This window comes from Agrococcus carbonis (assembly GCF_900104705.1).
In the GTDB taxonomy this organism is placed as follows: domain Bacteria; phylum Actinomycetota; class Actinomycetes; order Actinomycetales; family Microbacteriaceae; genus Agrococcus; species Agrococcus carbonis.
Map to the genome: position 1 here is coordinate 1,373,049 of NZ_LT629734.1, position 17,875 is coordinate 1,390,923.

Genomic DNA, 17,875 nt, shown 5'->3' on the forward strand with positions numbered 1-17,875 from the left:
TCGCCTACTCGTAGCGGAGCGCCTCGATCGGGTGCTGCCGGGCGGCCCGGCGGGCGGGCAGCGTGCCGGCGAGGAACGCGATCGCCATGACGATGAGCATCACCGTGAGCACCGGCACCGCCTCGAAGCGCATGATCTGCAGGCCGGGCAGCTCGGCGAAGAGCGTCTCGGCGAGCGCACCGCTCGCGAGCGTGCCCGCCACGATGGCCAGGCCCGCGCCGATCGCGCTGCCGAGCAGGCCGATGAACACCGCCTCGGTCGTGAACAGGCCGAAGACCCGTCCGCTGCCCATGCCCATCGCCTTCATGAGGCCGATCTCGCGCGTGCGCTCCTGCACGCTCATGAGCAGCGTGTTGACGATGCCGAAGCCGGCGGCGATGAGCGCGATGATCGCGAACGCGTTCAGCACGTTGACGATCCCGTCGATCACCGCGCGGAACATGCCGATCTGGTCGTCGACCGTCATGGCCTGGAAGCCGATCGCCGCGAGGTCGTCCTTGATCGCCTGCAGCTGCTCGTCGGTCACGTCCTCCGCCGCGAAGGCGACGGCTGCGTAGTGCACGGCGCCGCCGCTGTCGGCGCGACCGGTCGATGCGGTGTCGACGAGCGCGTCGGTGAGGGACTGGTTGCTCTCGGCGCCCGGCTCGAGCAACGACGCCTGCGCCACCCCGGCCACGACCGCGGTGACCTCGTGCTGCTGGCCCACCGCATCCGTGACCCCGAGGGTCACCGTCGCGCCGACGGCGTCGGCCGCATCGGCGAACCCGAGCGCCTCGACGTAGGGCGTCGGCAGCAGCAGCTGCCGCTCGGCGACGTCGGCGACGTGGCTGCCCGCGGCGAGGTCGAACTGCATCGCCTCGCTCGACGGGTCGATCGCGAGCTCGAAGCGGTCGCTGCCGGCGGTCTCGATGAAGTCGACCGCGAGCATCGCGATGGGCTGCACCCGTTCGACGCCGGCGACCCCGGCGATGTCGTCGAAGTCGGCGGCGCTCATGCCGCTCAGCGCCACGGGGCCCGCGGCGCCGCCGGCCACCGAGCGCTCCGGGTCGTACTCGCGGGGGCCGTCGCCGCCGGCGCCGTCCTCCGCCGCCGGGGTGACCACGAGCGCGTGGGGCGCGCCCACCATGCCGAGCTGCGCGTCGATGTAGCTCGAGACGCCCGCGCCGATCGCGCTCGTGATCGAGAGCGTGAACGCGCCGATGACGATCGCGATGACCGTCAGCGAGGTGCGCAGCTTGCTGCGGAAGGTGTTGCGCACCGCCGAGCCCAGCACGTCGGCCGCCCTCATGCTGCCACCGCCCCGGCGAGCGCGGATGCGTCGGCGCCGACCACGAGGCCGTCGCGCAGGTGCACGCGGCGGTCGCACCGCGCGGCGAGCTCGTCGTCGTGCGTGACGACCACGAGGGTGATGCCCTGCTCGCGCACGAGGTCGAACAGTATGCCCTCGACGATGCCGCCCGTGGCGGTGTCGAGGTTGCCGGTGGGCTCGTCGGCGAAGATCACCGACGGCCGGTTCACGAGCGCGCGGGCGATCACGACGCGCTGCTTCTGGCCGCCCGAGAGCGCCGTGGCGCGGTTCTTCGCCTTGTCGTCGAGCTCGAGCGCTCGCAGCGCCTCCATCGCGCGCTCGGTGCGCTCGCGGCGGCCGACGCCCGCGATCGTGAGCGGCAGCATCACGTTCTCGAGCACGGTGGCGTCGGGCGTGAGGAAGAACTGCTGGAAGACGAAGCCGAACTCGGCGTTCCGCAGCCGCTGCACCTCGGCGCGGCGCAGCTGTGCGGTGTCGGTGCCGTCGATGCGCAGGGTGCCGGCGTCGGGCGCGTCGAGCAGCGCGAGGATGTGCATGAGGGTCGACTTGCCCGAGCCGCTCTTGCCGACGATCGCGAGCGATTCGCCGCGGCGCACCTGCAGGGACACCCCCTTGAGCGCATCGAAGCGGCTGTCGCCGCTGCCGTAGGACTTGTGGATGTCGGATGCGTCGAGCACGAGCTCGTGCATGGCTCCTCCTGGTGCTGGGGTCGGGCTGCGAGTGCGCGGCGGACCGCGGCAGCGCTTCGAGCCTCGCGTGCCGGGGCAGGTCTCGGCAGGGGGTTGACCGGAGGATGCTCCCCCGGCTTTCCGTCGGGTGCGCCCCCGCCCTCGCTCGCGCGAGGCGGCGCTCTGAGCGATCCGGGAGCGAGCAATTAGCACTCTCTAAGGAAGAGTGCCAACAATAGGAGCAGACCCGGGTCGCACCACCCGGGGAGCTGCCAGACACACGGGGCCGCCGCACAGGGCGACGGCCCGCGATGAGGAGGTGGTTGTCATGGCACTGACCTTCGATCCCTTCCGCGAGATGGACCGCATGGCCGCGCGCCTGCTGACGAGCGGCGGCACGCAGCGCTCCGCGAGCTGGATGCCGATGGACCTCTACCGCGCGGGCGACCACTACGTCGTCAACGTCGACCTGCCGGGCATCGACCCGGGCTCGATCGACCTCGACGTCGACGCCAACACGCTCACCATCCAGGCAGAGCGGACGATCGGCGCCGTCGACGGCGCGCAGTGGCTCGCGCAGGAGCGGCCCGCCGGCCGCTACATCCGCCAGCTCGGGCTCGGCAACGACGTCGACCTCGACCACATCAAGGCCGACTACCAGCACGGCGTGCTGATGCTGACGATCCCGATCGCCGAGCGGGCGAAGCCCCGCAAGATCGCGGTCGAGCAGCGCGACGGCCGCAGCGAGATCAGCGCGGGATCCGGCTCGAGCAGCAGTTCGAGCGGCGCCTCATCGGAGACGGCCGCGAGCGGCGCATCCGCCTGACCTCCCCCACGGCGGCGTCCTGCCCCCGCGGCCCTCGGGCCGTCACGGCAGGGCGCCGCCGCCGTGCTGCCCGGGCGGCGCCGGAAGATCCACGCGCCTCGCGTGCCATGCGTGGACTATCCACTCATGCAGTCGCTGAACGCGGAAATACTCCGGTGACGATCGGCCAGGTCCGCGCCCGACCCGCCTCAGACCCCGGCAGCGGCGCGACGCGCCTCCCGGCGCGCGACCGCGAGCCACGTGCGCGGGCCGGCGAGCCAGCCGATGAGGGCCGACGCGGCGATCGAGCCGACGAGCCAGAGCCCGGCGACGATCCAGAAGCCGACCACGCCGGTCAGGAGCAGCAGCAGGCCGAGCACCCAGCTCGAGAGCGTCGAGAGCACCGCCTGCAGGCCGGTGCCGAGGGCGGCGCCCCGCGCGGTGACGACGGTGGCTCCCACGACGCCGGCCCGCAGCATCCGCCGCTCGCTCGCCCAGCATCCGAGCGCGATCGACGACGCCGCGACCAGCAGCAGCACCGCGACGATCGGCACGAGCCACGAGAGGTCGAGCGCCTCGATCCACGCGACGACCGCGAGGCCCCACTCGACGTCGTCGAAGAGGTCGATGACCGCCGCGCGCACCACCGCGAGCACGAGCGCCGCGACGAGCAGCCCCCACAGCAGGCTCGCCCCGGCCCCGACGAGGGCGAGGCCGATCGCGCCGGCCGATCGCACCGCGGCCCGCTGCGTCGCGTCGAGCGGGTCGGGCGGGCCGGCCCGCAGCGCCCTCATCGCGAGGGCTCGCCGCGCAGCCGCACGCGCGTGAGCTCGGCCTCGTCGGCGGCACGCGCCGCGGCCTCCTCGGCCGCCAGGATCGCGGCGATGTCGATGCGCGGCCGCGCCTGCGAGAGGAACAGCCAGCCGAACAGGAATCCCACGCCGCCCGTGAGCACGGCGGCGATGCCCAGCAGCCAGAACAGCGTCGACCACATCGAGCCCGTGGTGAGCGACGCGCTCGTCGACATGAGGGAGGCGGTGAAGGCGAACACGATCGCCGGGGGCCACAGGGCGATGCCGAGGAGCCCGGTCGACGCTGTGGTGCACAGCCACGCGAGCCACGCGGAGCGGTGCGGCTTCGCGAGCCCCGCCGACTTCGCCCACAGCGCGTGGAGCAGCCACCCGCACACGAGCAGTCCGCCGCCGATCAGCAGCCCGACGATGAGCGTCGGCCACACGCGGTCGGGCATCGTCCAGCGGGCGATCACCGAGGTGAACGAGTCGGCCTCGAAGTCGGCGGTGTCGCCGGATGCGTGCAGGAGCGCGGCGAAGCCGACGACCAGGAGGAACGCGGTGAGCAGGTGCGTCGCGACCGCCATGACGGTCTGGCCGAGCCACGAGCTCAGGAGCGCCGCGGAGCGCTGACGCCTCGTCCACACGATGCGCGGCGGCAGCATGAGGGCCGCCGGGTACGGGCCTGCCCCGTAGGGCATCGGCTGAGGGAACGGTGCCGGCGCGACGCTGTAGGGGTACGGGCCGACGCCATAGGGATATGAGGCGGGGGCTACCGGATAGGGGCCGACGGGCGCCGGGTAGGGGCTCGCTGGCTGGCCGTATGGCGTACCGCCGTAGGTGCGTCCGCCATATGCCGACCAGCCCGCGGGCGCGAAGCGCTGCGGCATCGTCTCCGCGACCGCCGGCAGCATCCCGGGTGGCGGCGCGAACGGCCCCGCGGGCATGCCGGCCGCGGGGTTCGGCACCCCGGCGCCGATCGGCGACGGCGCCGCGGTGAGGCCGAGCCGCGCCCGCCGCATCCGCGCCCGCTCCTCGGCCCTGCTCTCGACGGCCGTGGTCGGCACGAGCCGATCGCGAGCCGCTCGCTCCGCGCGCTCCTGCCGCCTCGCGCGGCCCGCGGCAGCGGCCCGCTCGGCCGCATCCGCCGGCACCGGCGTGTCGGCGCCGGGCGGCGGCGGCGCGCCGGGAGGGCCCGCGGGGTCGGCAGGATCGGCGGTCATGGTGCGCGGAGGTCAGCCCTTCGCGGTGGTCGGGGCGCCGGTCACGACGGTCGCGCGGAAGACCGACGCCATCCACAGCCACACGCCGATGCCGACCGCGACCGCGATCGCGACCGCGGCGACGAGGAACAGCAGCAGCGCGAACAGCGCGTTGGCGATGACCGCGGAGATGCCGCCGTCGCCGAGCTGGAAGACGAGCCCGGCGAGCGCGGCCGCGCCCGCCTGCAGGATGGCCGAGAGGCCGAGCGCCATCGGCACGGCCGTGAGCGTGACGAGGAACGGATGGAAGACACCGTGCGAGCGCAGCACGAGCCACGACAGCAGGATGCCGCCGATCGTGAGCACTGCGCCGATGACGATGAGCCAGAACGACACGTTGCCGAAGGCGGTCGGGTCGACGGCGGTGATCGAGCGGTCGAGCTCACGCACCTGCGACTCGGTCGCGAACAGCGCCGCGACCGCCATGATCACCGACTTGAAGACCGTCGTGACGTACCAGGCGCCGATCGGCACCGCGAGCGTGATCAGGCCGAGCGTGACGAGCGGCAGTCCGAGGGCGCCGGCGACGACGGCGCCGCGGCGCTCGCGCTTGCCGAGGCCCGGCCGCTGCACCTGCACGCGCTCGACGAGCGTGGGCTCCTGGATGCGCTCGGTCGCGTCGGCGCGCTCCTCCGGCCTGGGGGCGACGGCGGTGGGCGTCGCATCGGTGGCGGGGGCTGCGGGCGCGACGGCATCGGGATGCGTCGCGGAGCTCCAGCGCTCCGAGCCCGCCTCGACGCGCGGGTGCTGCGCGGTGGGGGCCGGCGCCGATTCGCGGGCGGTCGACCGCATGGGGCGCTGCTCGCCGTCGTCGACGGGCAGCGGGATGGGCGACGAGGCGTCGCGCGGCACGGGGCGCGGCTTCGGGGTCTCTTCCACGGGCACATCATGGCACCGAGGGCCGGGAGGGCGCCTGCGGATGTGCGGGGTCTCGTGACGCGTGCCCGCTGCGCGGGCGCGCTCCTCGACCGACGGAGGGGACGCGTGCCCGGCTGGGGGTCTCGTGACGCGTGCCCGCTGCGCGGGCGCGCTCCTCGACCGGCGAGGGGCCGGCGAGGGGTCAGTGGCCGGGGCCGCCCCGCCAGAGCACGACGGAGCCGGGCTTCGCCGGGCGGGCACCCGCGCGGATCGTCGTGATGCCCGCGTGCCCCGCGGCGAAGACGCGGCGGCCCGCCTGCTGCATCACCGCATCCGCGAGTGCGCTCTCGAGCTCGCGCACGCGCTGCCGCAGCTCGCGGTTCTCATCGCTCATCTCGAGGATGCGGCGGATGCCCTCGAGCGAGACGCCCTCGCTCGAGAGCAGCTGCACCTGCTTGAGCCGCCCGACGTCGCGCATCGAGTAGCGGCGGGTGTTGCCGGCGGTGCGCGCCGGCTCGACGAGGCCGAGCCGGTCGTACTGCCGCAGCGTCTGCGCGTGCAGCCCGGCGAGCTCGGCCGCCGCCGCGATCGAGAAGATCGGCGACGTCTCGTCGAGACCGGTGGGCGCGCTCAGCATCAGCTGGCCTTCGCCCTGGCGAGCAGCTCGTCGCGCGGCGACTCGTGCGGACCCGCCGCCACGAACGCCTCGAGGTGCTCGACCTGCTGCTTCGTGAGGTGGCCCGGCACCGCGACCTGGATGGTGGCGAGCAGATCGCCCGTGCCCTTCTTGCCCGCGACGCCGCGCCCCTTGACGCGCAGCACGCGACCCGACGGCGTGCCGGGCGCGACCTTGAGCCGCACCGGGTTGCCGCCGAGCGTGGGCACCTCGATCGTCGCGCCGAGGGTCGCCTCGGCGAACGTGACCGGCACGTCGACGCGCAGGTTGAGGCCGTCCATCGTGAAGACCGGATGCGGCCGCACCTGCACCGTGAGGATGAGGTCGCCGGGCTCGCCGCCGGTGGGCGACGGGTCGCCCTTGCCGGCGAGCTTGATGCGCTGGCCGTCGTGCACGCCCGCGGGGATCTTCACCGTCATCGTCTTCCCGCCGACGGTGAGCTTGAGCGTGTCGCCCTGCACCGCCGACGTGAAGTCGAGCGCGGCGCGGGCCGTGACGTCGCGGCCCTTCGCGGGGCGGCGCGCACCGCCGAACCCGCCGAACCCGCCGCCCGCACCGCCGAACATGCCGCCGAGCAGATCCTCGAAGTCGCCCTGCGAGTACTGCACGCGCGGGCCGCCGCCGAAGCCGCCGAAGACGTCCTCGAAGCCGCCGGCGCCGCCGGGCGCGAAGCGCGGCCGACCGCCGGCCATCGCGCGCACCGCGTCGTACTCCTTGCGCTGCTTGGGGTCCGAGAGCACCGCGTGCGCCTCGGAGATCTCCTTGAAGCGCGCCTCGGCCGCCGCATCCCCCGGGTTCGAGTCCGGATGGAACTGGCGCGCGAGCTTGCGGTACTGCTTCTTCAGATCGGCGGCGGAGACGTCCTTGGCGACGCCCAGGACGGCGTAGAAGTCCTTGTCGAACCAGTCATTGCTCGCCATGCGTCACCTCCCTCCGGCCCATGCGGCCCTGCCTCACTCTGCCGGGACGAACACCGCGACCTTCGCGGCGCGCAGCACGCGCTCGCCGACCCGGTAGCCGGTCTGCACCACGTCGGCGACGACCATCTCGGTCACCTCCGGGTTGGGCAGCTGCGCGATCGCCTCGTGCTTGTCGATGTCGAACGGCTCGCCGACCTCGCCCAGCCGCACGACGCCCAGCCGCTCGAACGAGCCGCGCAGCTTCTGCGCGACGATCGCGAGCGGGCCCTCGACGAGGTCGCCGTGCTTGTCGGCGAGGTCGAGGTCGTCGAGCGCCGGCAGCATGGCCTCGATCACGGATGCGATGGTCGCGTCGCGATCGCCGGCGCGCTCGCGCTCGGTGCGGTTGCGGTAGTTGACGTACTCGGCCCGCAGGCGCTGCAGCTCGTCGAGCTGCTGCTGCGACTTGGCCTCGAGCGCGGCGCGCTCAGCCTCGATCGCCGCGGCCTCGCCCTCGAGCAGCGCCCGATCCTCGGGCGTGAGGTCGTCGGATGCGGGGGCCGGCTCGACCGCGTCGTGCGACTCGGCGGCGGGCGCCTCCTCGGCGCCCTCGGCAGCAGGCTCGCCAGCGGGGGCGGCCTCGTCGGCCGCCGCCTCGCCCGATGCCGGGGCGGCCCCGGAGCCGGCCGTGGCCTGCTCGCGGGGCTCGCCCGTCACGGGGTCGATGCGTCGCTTGTCGTTGACGCGCGGCTCTTCGAACTCCTCGTGCTCGGCCACGGCTACTTCTTCTCCGCCTCGTCCTCGTCGTCCACGACCTCGGCGTCGACGACGTCGTCCTCCGACTCCGTCGGCGCGGCCTGCGGCTCCTCGCCGGGCGCACCGGCCGGCTGCTGCGCCTGCGCCTGCTGGTAGATCGCCTCGCCGAGCTTCGACTGCGACTGCTGCAGCTTCTCGACCGAGGTCTTGACGGCCTCGTCGTCGTCGCCCGCGAGCGCGGCCTTCACCGCATCCACGTCGGCCTGCACCTCGGACTTCACGTCGTCGGGCAGCTGCCCGGCGTTGTCGGTCAGCACCTTCTCGACCGAGTAGACGAGCGTCTCGCCCGCGTTGCGCTGCTCGGCGGCCTCGCGGCGGGCGTGGTCGGCGGCGGCGTGCTCCTCGGCGTCCTTGACCATGCGGTCGATGTCCTCCTTCGAGAGGCTCGAGCCGCCCGTGATGGTCATCGACTGCTCCTTGCCGGTGCCCTTGTCCTTGGCGGAGACGTGCACGATGCCGTTCGCGTCGATGTCGAAGGTGACCTCGATCTGCGGGATGCCGCGCGGCGCCGGCGCGATGCCGGTGAGCTCGAACGTGCCGAGCGCCTTGTTGTCGCGCGTGAAGTCGCGCTCGCCCTGGAAGACCTGGATCGCGACCGAGGGCTGGTTGTCCTCGGCGGTCGTGAAGGTCTCCGAGCGCTTCGTCGGGATCGCGGTGTTGCGGTCGATGAGCTTCGTCATCATGCCGCCCTTGGTCTCGATGCCGAGCGAGAGCGGGGTGACGTCGATGAGCAGGACGTCCTTGCGCTCGCCCTTCAGCACGCCGGCCTGGAGGGCCGCGCCCACGGCGACGACCTCATCCGGGTTGACGCCCTTGTTGGGCTCCTGACCGCCCGTCATCGACTTCACGAGCTCCGAGACGGCGGGCATGCGCGTCGAGCCGCCGACGAGCACCACGTGCGCGATGTCGCTCACCTTGATGCCGGCCTCGCGGATGACGTCCTCGAACGGCTTCTTCGTGCGGTCGAGCAGATCCTGCGTCATCTGCTCGAACTGCGCGCGCGTCAGCGTCTCCTCGAGGTTGGCGGGGCCCGCCTCGGTGAGCGAGAAGTACGGCAGCTGGATGCTCGTGGTCGTCGACGACGAGAGCTCCTTCTTGGCCTGCTCCGCGGCCTCCTTGAGGCGGCGCATCGCGATCTTGTCGTTCGAGACGTCGACGCCCGTCTGCTCCTTGAAGCGCTTCTTCAGCCACTCGACGACGCGGTCGTCCCAGTCGTCGCCGCCGAGGCGGTTGTCGCCGGCGGTCGCGCGCACCTGGATGGTCGAGAAGTCGTCGTCCTTGCCCACCTCGAGGAGGGACACGTCGAACGTGCCGCCGCCGAGGTCGAAGACGAGGATGAGCTCGTCCTCCTTGCCCTTGTCGAGGCCGTAGGCGAGGGCCGCCGCGGTGGGCTCGTTGATGATGCGCAGCACGTTGAGGCCCGCGATCTCGCCGGCCTCCTTCGTGGCCTGGCGCTCGGCGTCGTTGAAGTACGCGGGCACGGTGATGACCGCATCCGTCACCTTCTCGCCGAGGTAGGTCTCGGCGTCGCGCTTGAGCTTGCCGAGGATGCGCGCCGAGATCTCCTGCGGCGTGTAGGGCTTGCCGTCGATCGTCTGCTTCCAGTCGGTGCCCATGTGGCGCTTGACCGAGGTGATGGTGCGGTCGACGTTGGTGACGGCCTGGCGCTTGGCCGGCTCGCCGACGAGGGTCTCGCCCTCCTTGACGAACGCGACGACCGAGGGCGTCGTGCGGAACCCCTCGGCGTTCGCGATGACGGTGGGCTCGCCGCCGTCGAGGAACGCGACGACGGAGTTGGTGGTGCCGAGGTCGATGCCGACTGCTCGTGCCATAGTCTCTTGCCTCCTAATTGCGCAGAGATGGTGCCTGATTCCGGCGGACGAGCCCACCGACAGCCCCCACGCGCGCTCTCGCGAGCGGCGCATCATGGCGGTGGACCCATCCCCCGGAACCCCGGCGGCGACCGGCGCCCGGGCTGGGCGCTCGACTTGAGTCGCGATGACTCAACTTTCTCACCTTGAGTCGAGTCGTGTCAACTTTGTCGGCGGATTCACAGGCGACCGAATGCGTCAGGCGACGGGGCGCGCGGACGAGCGCGCGGGCACGATCCACCGGGCGAGCAGCGGGCCGCCGATCGCGGTCAGCAGCACGTAGCACGCGGCCACGGCGCCCACCTCGGGATGGCCCGCCGAGACCGCGAGCGCGGCGATGACGATCGAGAACTCGCCGCGCGGCACGAGCGCCGCGCCGGCGCGCAGCCGTCCGCGCCGCTGCGCCCCGTCGCGCCCGGCGGCGAACCAGCCGGTGGCGAGCTTGGTGCCGGTCGTGACCACGGCGAGCAGCAGCGCGGCCGGCAGCACCGGCAGCAGCTCGGCGGCCACGATCGGCAGCCCGAACGAGAAGAAGAAGATCGCCGCGAAGAGGTCGCGCAGCGGCCCCAGGATGCTCCGTGCCCGCACCGCGAGCGACGGCGGCACCGCGATGCCCAGGAGGAACGCGCCCACCGCCGCAGAGGCGCCGAGGAGCTGCGTGAGCCCGGCGACGACGAGCGTGATGCCGAGCAGGCGCAGCAGCACCTGCTCGTCGCTCGGGTGGCTGAGCAGCTGCCCGAGGCGGGCGGATGCGCGGCGGGAGGCGACGAGGATCGTCGAGACCGCGCCGAGGGCGAGCGCGACCGCGCCGAGCGCCTGCCACCACTCGGCGCCGGTCAGCACGGCGATGAGGATGGGCAGGAAGATCGCCATCGCGATGTCCTCGATCACGAGGATCGAGAGCACCGCGGGGGTCTCGCGGTTGCCGAGCCTGCCGAGGTCGGCGAGCATGCGCGCGACGATGCCCGAGGACGACACCCACGTGATGCCCGCGAGCGCGAGGCACGCCGGCAGCGGCATCCCGAGCAGGAGCCCGGCGGCGAAGCCGGCGCCTGCGTTCAGCACCATGTCGACGAGCCCTGAGCGGCTGTGCCGCGCGAGCGACTGCGCGAGCTCCTCCGCCGTGAACTCGAGGCCGAGCATGAGCAGCAGCAGGAGGACGCCGATCTCGGCGGCCGTGCCGATGAACGGTTCGGCGTGAGTGATGTCGACGATGTCGCCCGTGCCGAGCACCACCCCCGTGAGCAGCATGAGCGGCACGGGCGAGATGCCGATGCGATGCGCGAGGAGCCCCAGCAGCGACACCGCGAGCACGACGACGCCGAGCTCGAGGAGCAGGGGCGCGACGTCGTGCATGGACGGGCCTACGCCGGTTGCAGCCTGACGCGCAGCTGGTCGATGCCGGTCGCCGATCCCACGACCACGAGCACGTCTCCCGCCTCGAGCCGCTCGTCAGGGCCGGGCGCCGCCACGACGTCGTCGCCGCGCACGATCGCCACGATCGAGCAGCCCGTGAGCGTCCGCGCTCGCGTGCTGCCGAGCGGGTGGCCCGCGAACGGCGAGCCGGGCTCGATGGCGAGCCGCGCCGTCTCGAGCCCGGGGATCGCCCGCGTCACGTCGAGCAGGCCCTCCGCGATCCGGGCGGCGCCCAGCAGCTCGGCGAGCGCATCCACCTCGTCCTCGTTGAGCGCGAGCTGGAGCCGCACGTCGTCGGGATCGTCGCGATCGAGCACGCAGAGGTCGGCCTGCCCCTCGCGGTGCACGACGACCGAGAGCGGCACGCCCCTCGCCGTCGTCATGTCGTAGCGCATCCCCACGCCGGGGAGCAGCGTCTGGGTGATCTGCACAGCGGCATTGTCGCACCGCGAGCCGCCGTCGGGCGCGGCGGCTGCGGGTCGAATCCGGCGCGTCACCGCGCCTGCATCGCGCGTTCGCCCGGCAGCCCTACGCTCAGGGTCATGAGCGTCCCTCAGCAGCCCGCCACGGCACCCCGCAAGCCCTCGCCCGACGAGCTGGTGCAGCCGTCGCAGGTCGGCGTCGCCCCCGTCACCCGGCGCGAGCTCGGCCGGCGCGCCCGCGCGTGGGCGCTGTGGGACTGGGGCTCGGCGTCGTTCAACGCGGTCGTGACGACCTTCGTCTTCAGCCGGTACATCGCATCCGACCTCTTCGTCGATCCCGCGATCGTCGAGGCGGGCGGCGACGGCCTGACGCGCGCGCTCGCCGACAACGCGGCGATCGTCGCGTGGGCGGTCGCGATCGCGGGCCTCCTCGTGGCGCTGCTCGCGCCCGTGATCGGGCAGCGCTCCGACGGCGGCGGCCGCCGCAAGCTGTGGGTCGGCGTCAACACGGGCATCACGATCCTCGCGATGGGCGCGATGTTCTTCGTCACGCCCGTGCCCGAGTACATCTGGCTCGGCGCGGCGCTGCTCGCCGCCGGCAACCTCTTCTTCGAGTTCGCCTCCGTCAACTACAACGCGATGCTGCACCAGGTCTCGACGAAGGATGCGCTCGGCCGCACCTCGGGCTACGGCTGGGGCATGGGCTACGTCGGCGGCATCGTGCTGCTCGCGCTGCTCCTGGTGCTCTTCATCTTCCCGATCGTCTCCGAGGATGCGGGCGGCGTCCTGCAGATCCCGAACGGCCTCGACGGGCAGGCGCTCGACGTGCGCCTCGCGGTGCTCGCCTCGGCGGTGTGGTTCCTCGTGTTCGCGCTGCCGCTGCTGCTGCGCGTGCCCGAGCTGCCCCCGACCGACGCCGCGCCCGCGCGCGCCTCGATCGCCGAGTCGTACCGGATCCTCGCGCGCACGCTCGTGCGCATCGGCCGCACGTCGCCCAAGACCCTGCTGTTCCTCGTCGCCTCGGCGGTCTTCCGCGACGGGCTCTCTGGCGTGTTCACCTTCGGGGCGATCATCGCGTCGTCGGTTTTCGGCTTCACCTCGACCGAGGTCATCCTCTTCGCGATCGCCGCGAACGTCACGGCAGGCGCCGGCACCTTCATCGGCGGCTGGGCGGATGACCGCTTCGGCCCGAAGGTCGTCATCGTCGTCTCCCTCATCGCGCTCTCGCTCTCGGGGCTCGCGGTGCTCTTCATCGAGCCCAAGGGACTGTTCTGGGTCTTCGGCCTCACGCTGTCGACCTTCGTCGGCCCGGTGCAGTCGGCCTCTCGCTCGTTCATGGCGCGCATCACGCCGGAGGGCCGCGAGGGCGAGATGTTCGGCCTCTACGCGACGACGGGCCGCGCGGTGTCGTTCCTCGCACCGACGCTCTTCGGCCTGTTCGTGACGCTCGCGGGCGACACCCGCTTCGGCATCCTCGGCATCGTCATCGTGCTCATCGCCGGCCTGCTGCTCGTGCTGCCCGTGAGCCCCAAGCCGACGCTCATCGCCGACCGCGACTGACGCGCGGCGGGGCTCGGCGCTCTCTCGGGGCGGCGCCCGCCCCGACTGGAACGCAGAGCGGTACCGGATGGTCGCCTGCGGCCTCTGCGCGCGACCATCCGGTACCGGTCGTGCGGCTCCGGCGCTCGCAGTCATGCCGCGCCGAGGGTCGGCGCGCCGAGCGGCGCAGGATGGGCTCGGGACCCGCGTCGCGCGCGACCATGCGGCACGGCTCTCCACACATGGGGCGGATGCGAGCGCACGAGCAGGCGGGCCGGCTGCACGATGCGCGCATGCCCGCCTTCGCACCGCTGCCCGAGCCGCTCGCCGACGGCCCGTTCACGACCGCCGACGCGATCGCGGCGGGGGTCACGCCGCGGCGACTGCGTGGCGCCGACCTGTCGCGACCGTTCTTCGGCGTGCGACGTGCGGAGCAGCCGGTCGCGGTGACCGAGCTCGCCGCCTCGTTCGCGGTGCGCATGCGCCCCGGGCACGCGTTCGCGGGCATCACGGCAGCCAGGCTGTGGGGGCTGCCCGTGCCTCGCAGCTGGGTCGCCGACGAGGCGCTCGTGATCGGCGTGCCAGCGGGGACGACGCGCACTCGCGCGCGGGGCACCCGCACGCGCGAGTTCGACGCGAGCCGGCTCGACGTCGTGACGCTCGACGGGCTGCGGCTGCTCGAGCCTGCCGCGGCGGTGCTGACGATGGCCGATCGGGTGACCTCGAGCGAGCTCGTCGTGCTCGTCGACGCGCTGCTGACGCCGTTGGACCACTACCCCGGCCTCCGGCTGCGGCGTCCGGCCGCGACACCCGAGACGCTCGCGTCCTTCCTCGAGCGCTGCCGGGGCATGCGTGGCGTCGCAGCGATGCGCGCGGCCCTCGTCGAGGCGCGGGTCGGAGCGGAATCGCCGCAGGAGACGCGAGCGCGCCTCTGCATCGTCGCTGCGGGGCTGCCGGAGCCGGTGGTGCAGCACGAGGTCTGGGTCGCGGGCGAGCGGCGCGCGGTGCTCGATCTCGCCTATCCCGAGCTGCGGATCGCGATCGAGTACGAGGGCGAGCATCACCTCCTCGATCCCGGGCAGTGGGCGAAGGACATCGCGCGCCAGGACCTGCTCGAGTCGCTCGGCTGGATCGTCGTGCGCGCGACGAAGGCCGACCTGCGGCACGGCGGGCAGAGCCTCGTGCGTCGCGTCCGCGCGGCGCGCGACCGACGCGCCTGAGCGTGCGCTCTGCACCGCGGCTACCGCGCCGGCGACGGCAGAGCGGTACCGGATCGCCGCGCGGACGGGGCGCGCACGACCATCACGTACCGGTCTGCGAGGTGGAGCGGCACACCATAGGCACAGCGGTACCGGATGGTCGCGTGGCCGACTCGGGCGCGACCAACCGCTACCGGTCTGACCCGCGAGCCCCGCCATTCCGCTGCGCGCCGCGACTCCCTACAGCGGGATGCGGCTCAGATGTGGCGGAGGATCTGCCGCACCGGGTGCCCGAGCGCTGCGCGCCGAGCGACCCGCGGCAGGGCGTTGCGCCGCGTCACGGCAGCAGCGGGTCGGTGGGGCGGATGCGCTCTGCCTCGAGCGCGGGATGCCCGAGCACGCGGCCGATCAAGTGGCCGGAGCCGCCGACGAGCGTGAAGTCGAGATCGAGCTCGGTCGCGACGAACCACGCCGGCGCGCCCGCGGGCTCGACGGGCCAGAGGGCGTTGGGCGTGCGACCCCGATCCCAGCGATCGCTGCGCCAGCCGAGGCCCGCCGCCTCGACCCATCGCTCGTCGGCGAACGTCGAGAGCCTGCCCCGCAGCAGCACGTGACCGCGGCCCTGCTGCTCGCGCGGGAGCCCGAGCACGTCGCCCGCGCGCATCGCCGACGTCACCTCGGCGTCGATCGCGGCGCGCACCGCCGCCGCGTGCGCGGCCTGCTGCTCGCGCTGCATGCGATGCAGCTCGCGGCGCGAGAGCCGCTCGCCGTCGCTCCACGCGAAGACGAAGCCGGGGTTGTCGGCGTCGAGCTCGCTGCCCTCCCAGCACGCCGCGAGCACATCCGCATCGCCGTGCTCGTCGACGAGCAGCGCGGCGAGCGCGGCGAGCAGCGGCACGGGCACGTCGCCCTCATGCGGCTCGTCGATGCGGCTGCCGTCGGCGAGCACGTGGCCGTCGACGAGCGTCGAGCCGTCGGGCAGCGTGCGCTCGACCTCGCCGAAGCGGCGCTGCCACAGCGTCCACCCGTTCGGCTGCCCGACCGGGTCGCCGATCAGCGCGGCGGCCTCGGCCCACGAGATCTCGCGCGACGCGTGCACGGGCTGGCCCCACGCATCCGCCTCGCCCGTGGGTGTCGACAGCGTCGCGGGATGCAGGATGCGCGCGTACGCGTCGAAGATCGGCGGCACCGCGAGCGCTACGCTCGCGTCGTCGGCGAGCGCGCGCTGCAACCAGCGCGCCGCGTCGATGTCGCGCTCGACGCGCAGCGGGCCCGCCATCAGCTCACTCGATCGGCGTGCGGTGGAACGACTGGAACGAGCGCGACGCCGTCGGCCCGCGCTGCCCCTGGTAGCGGTTGAGGTTGCCGCCGTGCCCGTAGGGGGCCTCGGCCGGCGACGAGAGCTGGAAGTAGCAGACCTGGCCGATCTTCATGCCGGGCCACAGCTTGATCGGCAGCGTCGAGACGTTGGAGAGCTCGAGCGTCACGTGGCCCGAGAACCCGGGATCGATGAAGCCCGCGGTCGAGTGCGTCAGCAGCCCGAGCCGGCCGAGCGACGACTTGCCCTCGAGGCGCGCGGCCACGTCGTCGGGCAGCGTGACGCGCTCGTAGGTCGCGCCGAGCACGAACTCGCCCGGGTGCAGGATGAACGGCTCGTCGGCCGGCACCTCGACGAGCCGCGTGAGCTCCGGCTGATCCTGGGCGGGGTCGATGAACGGGTACTTGTGGTTGTCGAACAGCCGGAAGCCGCGGTCGAGCCGCACGTCGACGCTCGAGGGCTGCACCATCGAGAGGTCGAGCGGGTGCAGGCCGAGGGAGCCCGACTCGAGGCGGGCACGGATGTCGCGATCGCTGAGCAGCACGAGTGGAGCGTATCGGGCACCGGGTGCGCCGCCGGGGCGCGCCGGCGGCGGCGCACGACGAGGCGGACGACGGCGAGCGGATGCGCGGATGCGGTTCACAGCGGATAAGAGGACGATGGGCGGCAGGGGCCCGCATCGGGCCGCCCGCGCAAGGGGGGTGCCCATGGACGGCAGACGGGATCGACGCCTCGAGGACTGGGTCGAGCTGGCCGCGGCGGCGGTCGAGCGCGCGCGCCGCTCGCTCGGCGACGAGGAGGTGTCGCGGCGGGTGGATGCCGGGGTCACCGACGACGAGTACGAGACCGTCGTGCGCGTCCTGCGCGCGATGGGCCGCGACCTGCAGTCGACCGGCCCCGACCTCACCGCGCTCGACGGACGCCTGCAGGCGCACGTCGCGCAGCATCCGCACGTGCCGGAGTCGCCGGAGGACGCCTCCCCGAGCGACGGCCGGTCGGAGGCGGTCGCCGAGGACCAGGCAGAGGTCGAGCAGAACCCCGAGCCCACGCTCGACGACCTGCCGCCGCACGAGCGCGGAGCGGTGCGCCCCGCCGAGCTCGCGATGCGGCTCGCGCGGCTGCGGAACCCGATCCTGCCGCACCCGCGGCGCCAGCCCGGCAAGCGCTGACGCATCCGCGCGACGGGTCGCGACCCGCGCGTCAGCGCGCCCAGATGCCGCGCGTGACGAGGTAGGCGCCGTAGACGATGAGCCCGACGGCGATCGCGACGAGCGCGATCACCCCGCCGGTCACGGTCGTGAGCGACTGCAGGGCGCCGTCGAGGCCGCCCGCCTCCTGCGGGTCGCTCCGCACGGCGGCGATGACGAAGAGCGCGCCGACGATCGTGATCGCGATGCCCTTCGCGACGAAGCCCGGCGCGCCGAGCGCCTCGACGAGCCGCCGGAACCGCGGCGGCGGTGCGACGTCCTCGAAGAAGCGCCTCCGCACGCCGCGCACGACGAATGCGACGCCGACGCCCGCGACGACGAGTCCTGCCGCGCCGATGAGCCACGGGCCGATGGCGCTGTGCAGCACCGCGGCGGAGATGTCCTCGACCGTGCGCTCGCCGTCGACCTGGCCGCCGACCGCGAACACGAGCGCCGTGCCGCCGACCACCGCGTGGCCGATGCCGCGCCCCGCCGCGCGGAACGCGTCGCGCCGGTCGCTGCGGGAGGACGCGATCGCGACGACGAACGCGTGCAGGGCGAGCCCGACGAGCGCGACGCCCACGATCCAGAGCGCGAGCCCGCCGACCGGCGTGCTCTGCAGCGCGCGCATCGCGCCCGACTGGTCGGCGGGCCCGCCCGCGCCGAACGCGATGCCGAGCGCGATGCCGCCGATGATGACGTGCACGAGGCCGTTGGCCGACTGCCCGATCGCCTCGATCCAGTCGGTCGCGCTGTGCCGCTCGGCCTCGGCGGCGGCGCGCTGCGCCTTCCGGGCGGCGCGCTTCGCGCCGCTGCGGGCCGAGCGCTCGCCCATGCTC

General features: G+C 73.5%; 18 protein-coding genes. 4 read left to right on the plus strand and 14 right to left on the minus strand.

The window, feature by feature from the left end; translation table 11 throughout:
- Positions 1-4 precede the first annotated feature (4 nt).
- On the minus strand, positions 5-1,288 hold the full coding sequence (locus BLT67_RS06635; RefSeq protein ID WP_092666287.1) for an ABC transporter permease: 1,284 nt from the start codon (positions 1,286-1,288) through the stop codon (positions 5-7).
- Entirely contained in the window at positions 1,285-1,998 is a 714-nt protein-coding gene (locus tag BLT67_RS06640) for an ABC transporter ATP-binding protein (RefSeq protein WP_092666288.1), read from the minus strand. The genes BLT67_RS06635 and BLT67_RS06640 overlap by 4 nt, the downstream gene beginning before the upstream one ends.
- A gap of 307 nt (positions 1,999-2,305) precedes the next feature.
- On the opposite strand from BLT67_RS06640, the gene BLT67_RS06645 reads away from it, so the two are divergent.
- Positions 2,306-2,803, plus strand: coding sequence for an Hsp20/alpha crystallin family protein (locus tag BLT67_RS06645; protein ID WP_092666289.1), 498 nt, complete (start codon positions 2,306-2,308; stop codon positions 2,801-2,803).
- A gap of 188 nt (positions 2,804-2,991) precedes the next feature.
- Here the strand turns inward: BLT67_RS06645 and BLT67_RS06650 are convergent, their stop codons facing one another.
- The 9 genes from BLT67_RS06650 to BLT67_RS06690 all read right to left on the minus strand — a co-directional run bounded on the left by BLT67_RS06650 (position 2,992) and on the right by BLT67_RS06690 (position 11,802).
- The gene (locus BLT67_RS06650) at positions 2,992-3,576 is read right to left on the minus strand and encodes a hypothetical protein (RefSeq protein ID WP_092666290.1); all 585 of its coding nucleotides are present in this window, start codon (positions 3,574-3,576) and stop codon (positions 2,992-2,994) included.
- The gene (locus tag BLT67_RS06655) at positions 3,573-4,796 is read right to left on the minus strand and encodes a hypothetical protein (RefSeq protein WP_092666291.1); all 1,224 of its coding nucleotides are present in this window, start codon (positions 4,794-4,796) and stop codon (positions 3,573-3,575) included. The genes BLT67_RS06650 and BLT67_RS06655 overlap by 4 nt, the downstream gene beginning before the upstream one ends.
- A gap of 12 nt (positions 4,797-4,808) precedes the next feature.
- Complete coding sequence (locus BLT67_RS06660) at positions 4,809-5,714, minus strand: hypothetical protein (RefSeq protein ID WP_092666292.1); 906 nt, start codon at positions 5,712-5,714, stop codon at positions 4,809-4,811.
- Between the two features lie 181 nt (positions 5,715-5,895).
- Positions 5,896-6,330, minus strand: coding sequence for a heat shock protein transcriptional repressor HspR (locus BLT67_RS06665; RefSeq protein WP_092666293.1), 435 nt, complete (start codon positions 6,328-6,330; stop codon positions 5,896-5,898).
- Positions 6,330-7,289 (minus strand): DnaJ C-terminal domain-containing protein, encoded by a 960-nt coding sequence (locus BLT67_RS06670; RefSeq protein WP_092666294.1) that lies wholly within the window; start codon positions 7,287-7,289, stop codon positions 6,330-6,332. Before BLT67_RS06670 ends, BLT67_RS06665 begins: the two co-directional genes overlap by 1 nt.
- Before the next feature lie 33 nt (positions 7,290-7,322).
- Positions 7,323-8,045, minus strand: a complete 723-nt coding sequence (locus tag BLT67_RS06675) for a nucleotide exchange factor GrpE (RefSeq protein WP_092666295.1) — start codon at positions 8,043-8,045, stop codon at positions 7,323-7,325.
- Positions 8,046-8,047: 2 nt separating this feature from the next.
- On the minus strand, positions 8,048-9,916 hold the full coding sequence (dnaK, locus tag BLT67_RS06680; RefSeq protein WP_092666296.1) for a molecular chaperone DnaK: 1,869 nt from the start codon (positions 9,914-9,916) through the stop codon (positions 8,048-8,050).
- Positions 9,917-10,153: 237 nt separating this feature from the next.
- Positions 10,154-11,311: a cation:proton antiporter gene (locus tag BLT67_RS06685; protein WP_092666297.1), complete on the minus strand. Its 1,158-nt coding sequence runs from the start codon at positions 11,309-11,311 to the stop codon at positions 10,154-10,156.
- Positions 11,312-11,319: 8 nt separating this feature from the next.
- Positions 11,320-11,802, minus strand: a complete 483-nt coding sequence (locus tag BLT67_RS06690; RefSeq protein WP_092666298.1) for a cation:proton antiporter regulatory subunit — start codon at positions 11,800-11,802, stop codon at positions 11,320-11,322.
- A 111-nt stretch (positions 11,803-11,913) separates the two neighbouring features.
- Between BLT67_RS06690 and BLT67_RS06695 the strand changes: the two genes are divergently transcribed.
- Both BLT67_RS06695 and BLT67_RS06700 read left to right on the plus strand, forming a co-directional pair.
- Positions 11,914-13,353, plus strand: coding sequence for an MFS transporter (locus BLT67_RS06695; RefSeq protein ID WP_092666299.1), 1,440 nt, complete (start codon positions 11,914-11,916; stop codon positions 13,351-13,353).
- A gap of 272 nt (positions 13,354-13,625) precedes the next feature.
- Positions 13,626-14,552, plus strand: a complete 927-nt coding sequence (locus BLT67_RS06700; RefSeq protein ID WP_157674246.1) for an endonuclease domain-containing protein — start codon at positions 13,626-13,628, stop codon at positions 14,550-14,552.
- A 316-nt stretch (positions 14,553-14,868) separates the two neighbouring features.
- Here BLT67_RS06700 and BLT67_RS06705 read toward each other — a convergent pair whose 3' ends face one another.
- Positions 14,869-15,810, minus strand: coding sequence for a hypothetical protein (locus tag BLT67_RS06705; protein ID WP_092666301.1), 942 nt, complete (start codon positions 15,808-15,810; stop codon positions 14,869-14,871).
- 4 nt (positions 15,811-15,814) lie between these two features.
- Complete coding sequence (gene dcd, locus BLT67_RS06710; RefSeq protein WP_092666302.1) at positions 15,815-16,393, minus strand: dCTP deaminase; 579 nt, start codon at positions 16,391-16,393, stop codon at positions 15,815-15,817.
- Between the two features lie 163 nt (positions 16,394-16,556).
- On the opposite strand from dcd, the gene BLT67_RS06715 reads away from it, so the two are divergent.
- Positions 16,557-17,018 carry a hypothetical protein gene (locus BLT67_RS06715; RefSeq protein WP_092666303.1) on the plus strand — a complete coding sequence of 154 codons (462 nt, stop codon included), beginning with the start codon at positions 16,557-16,559 and terminating at the stop codon, positions 17,016-17,018.
- A 31-nt stretch (positions 17,019-17,049) separates the two neighbouring features.
- On the opposite strand, the gene BLT67_RS06720 is transcribed toward BLT67_RS06715, so the two are convergent.
- On the minus strand, positions 17,050-17,871 hold the full coding sequence (locus BLT67_RS06720) for a DUF1206 domain-containing protein (RefSeq protein ID WP_092666304.1): 822 nt from the start codon (positions 17,869-17,871) through the stop codon (positions 17,050-17,052).
- Positions 17,872-17,875: the final 4 nt, after the last annotated feature.

Coding starts and splice junctions, on each gene's coding strand:
- BLT67_RS06650 (WP_092666290.1), bottom strand. CDS start 3,576: ATGAGGGCGCTGCGGGCCGGCCCGCCCGACCCGCTCGACGCGACGCAG.
- BLT67_RS06700 (WP_157674246.1), top strand. CDS start 13,626: ATGCCCGCCTTCGCACCGCTGCCCGAGCCGCTCGCCGACGGCCCGTTC.
- BLT67_RS06655 (WP_092666291.1), bottom strand. CDS start 4,796: ATGACCGCCGATCCTGCCGACCCCGCGGGCCCTCCCGGCGCGCCGCCG.
- BLT67_RS06705 (WP_092666301.1), bottom strand. CDS start 15,810: ATGGCGGGCCCGCTGCGCGTCGAGCGCGACATCGACGCGGCGCGCTGG.
- BLT67_RS06685 (WP_092666297.1), bottom strand. CDS start 11,311: ATGCACGACGTCGCGCCCCTGCTCCTCGAGCTCGGCGTCGTCGTGCTC.
- BLT67_RS06695 (WP_092666299.1), top strand. CDS start 11,914: ATGAGCGTCCCTCAGCAGCCCGCCACGGCACCCCGCAAGCCCTCGCCC.
- BLT67_RS06715 (WP_092666303.1), top strand. CDS start 16,557: ATGGACGGCAGACGGGATCGACGCCTCGAGGACTGGGTCGAGCTGGCC.
- BLT67_RS06645 (WP_092666289.1), top strand. CDS start 2,306: ATGGCACTGACCTTCGATCCCTTCCGCGAGATGGACCGCATGGCCGCG.
- dnaK (WP_092666296.1), bottom strand. CDS start 9,916: ATGGCACGAGCAGTCGGCATCGACCTCGGCACCACCAACTCCGTCGTC.
- BLT67_RS06665 (WP_092666293.1), bottom strand. CDS start 6,330: ATGCTGAGCGCGCCCACCGGTCTCGACGAGACGTCGCCGATCTTCTCG.
- BLT67_RS06670 (WP_092666294.1), bottom strand. CDS start 7,289: ATGGCGAGCAATGACTGGTTCGACAAGGACTTCTACGCCGTCCTGGGC.
- BLT67_RS06635 (WP_092666287.1), bottom strand. CDS start 1,288: ATGAGGGCGGCCGACGTGCTGGGCTCGGCGGTGCGCAACACCTTCCGC.
- BLT67_RS06720 (WP_092666304.1), bottom strand. CDS start 17,871: ATGGGCGAGCGCTCGGCCCGCAGCGGCGCGAAGCGCGCCGCCCGGAAG.
- BLT67_RS06640 (WP_092666288.1), bottom strand. CDS start 1,998: ATGCACGAGCTCGTGCTCGACGCATCCGACATCCACAAGTCCTACGGC.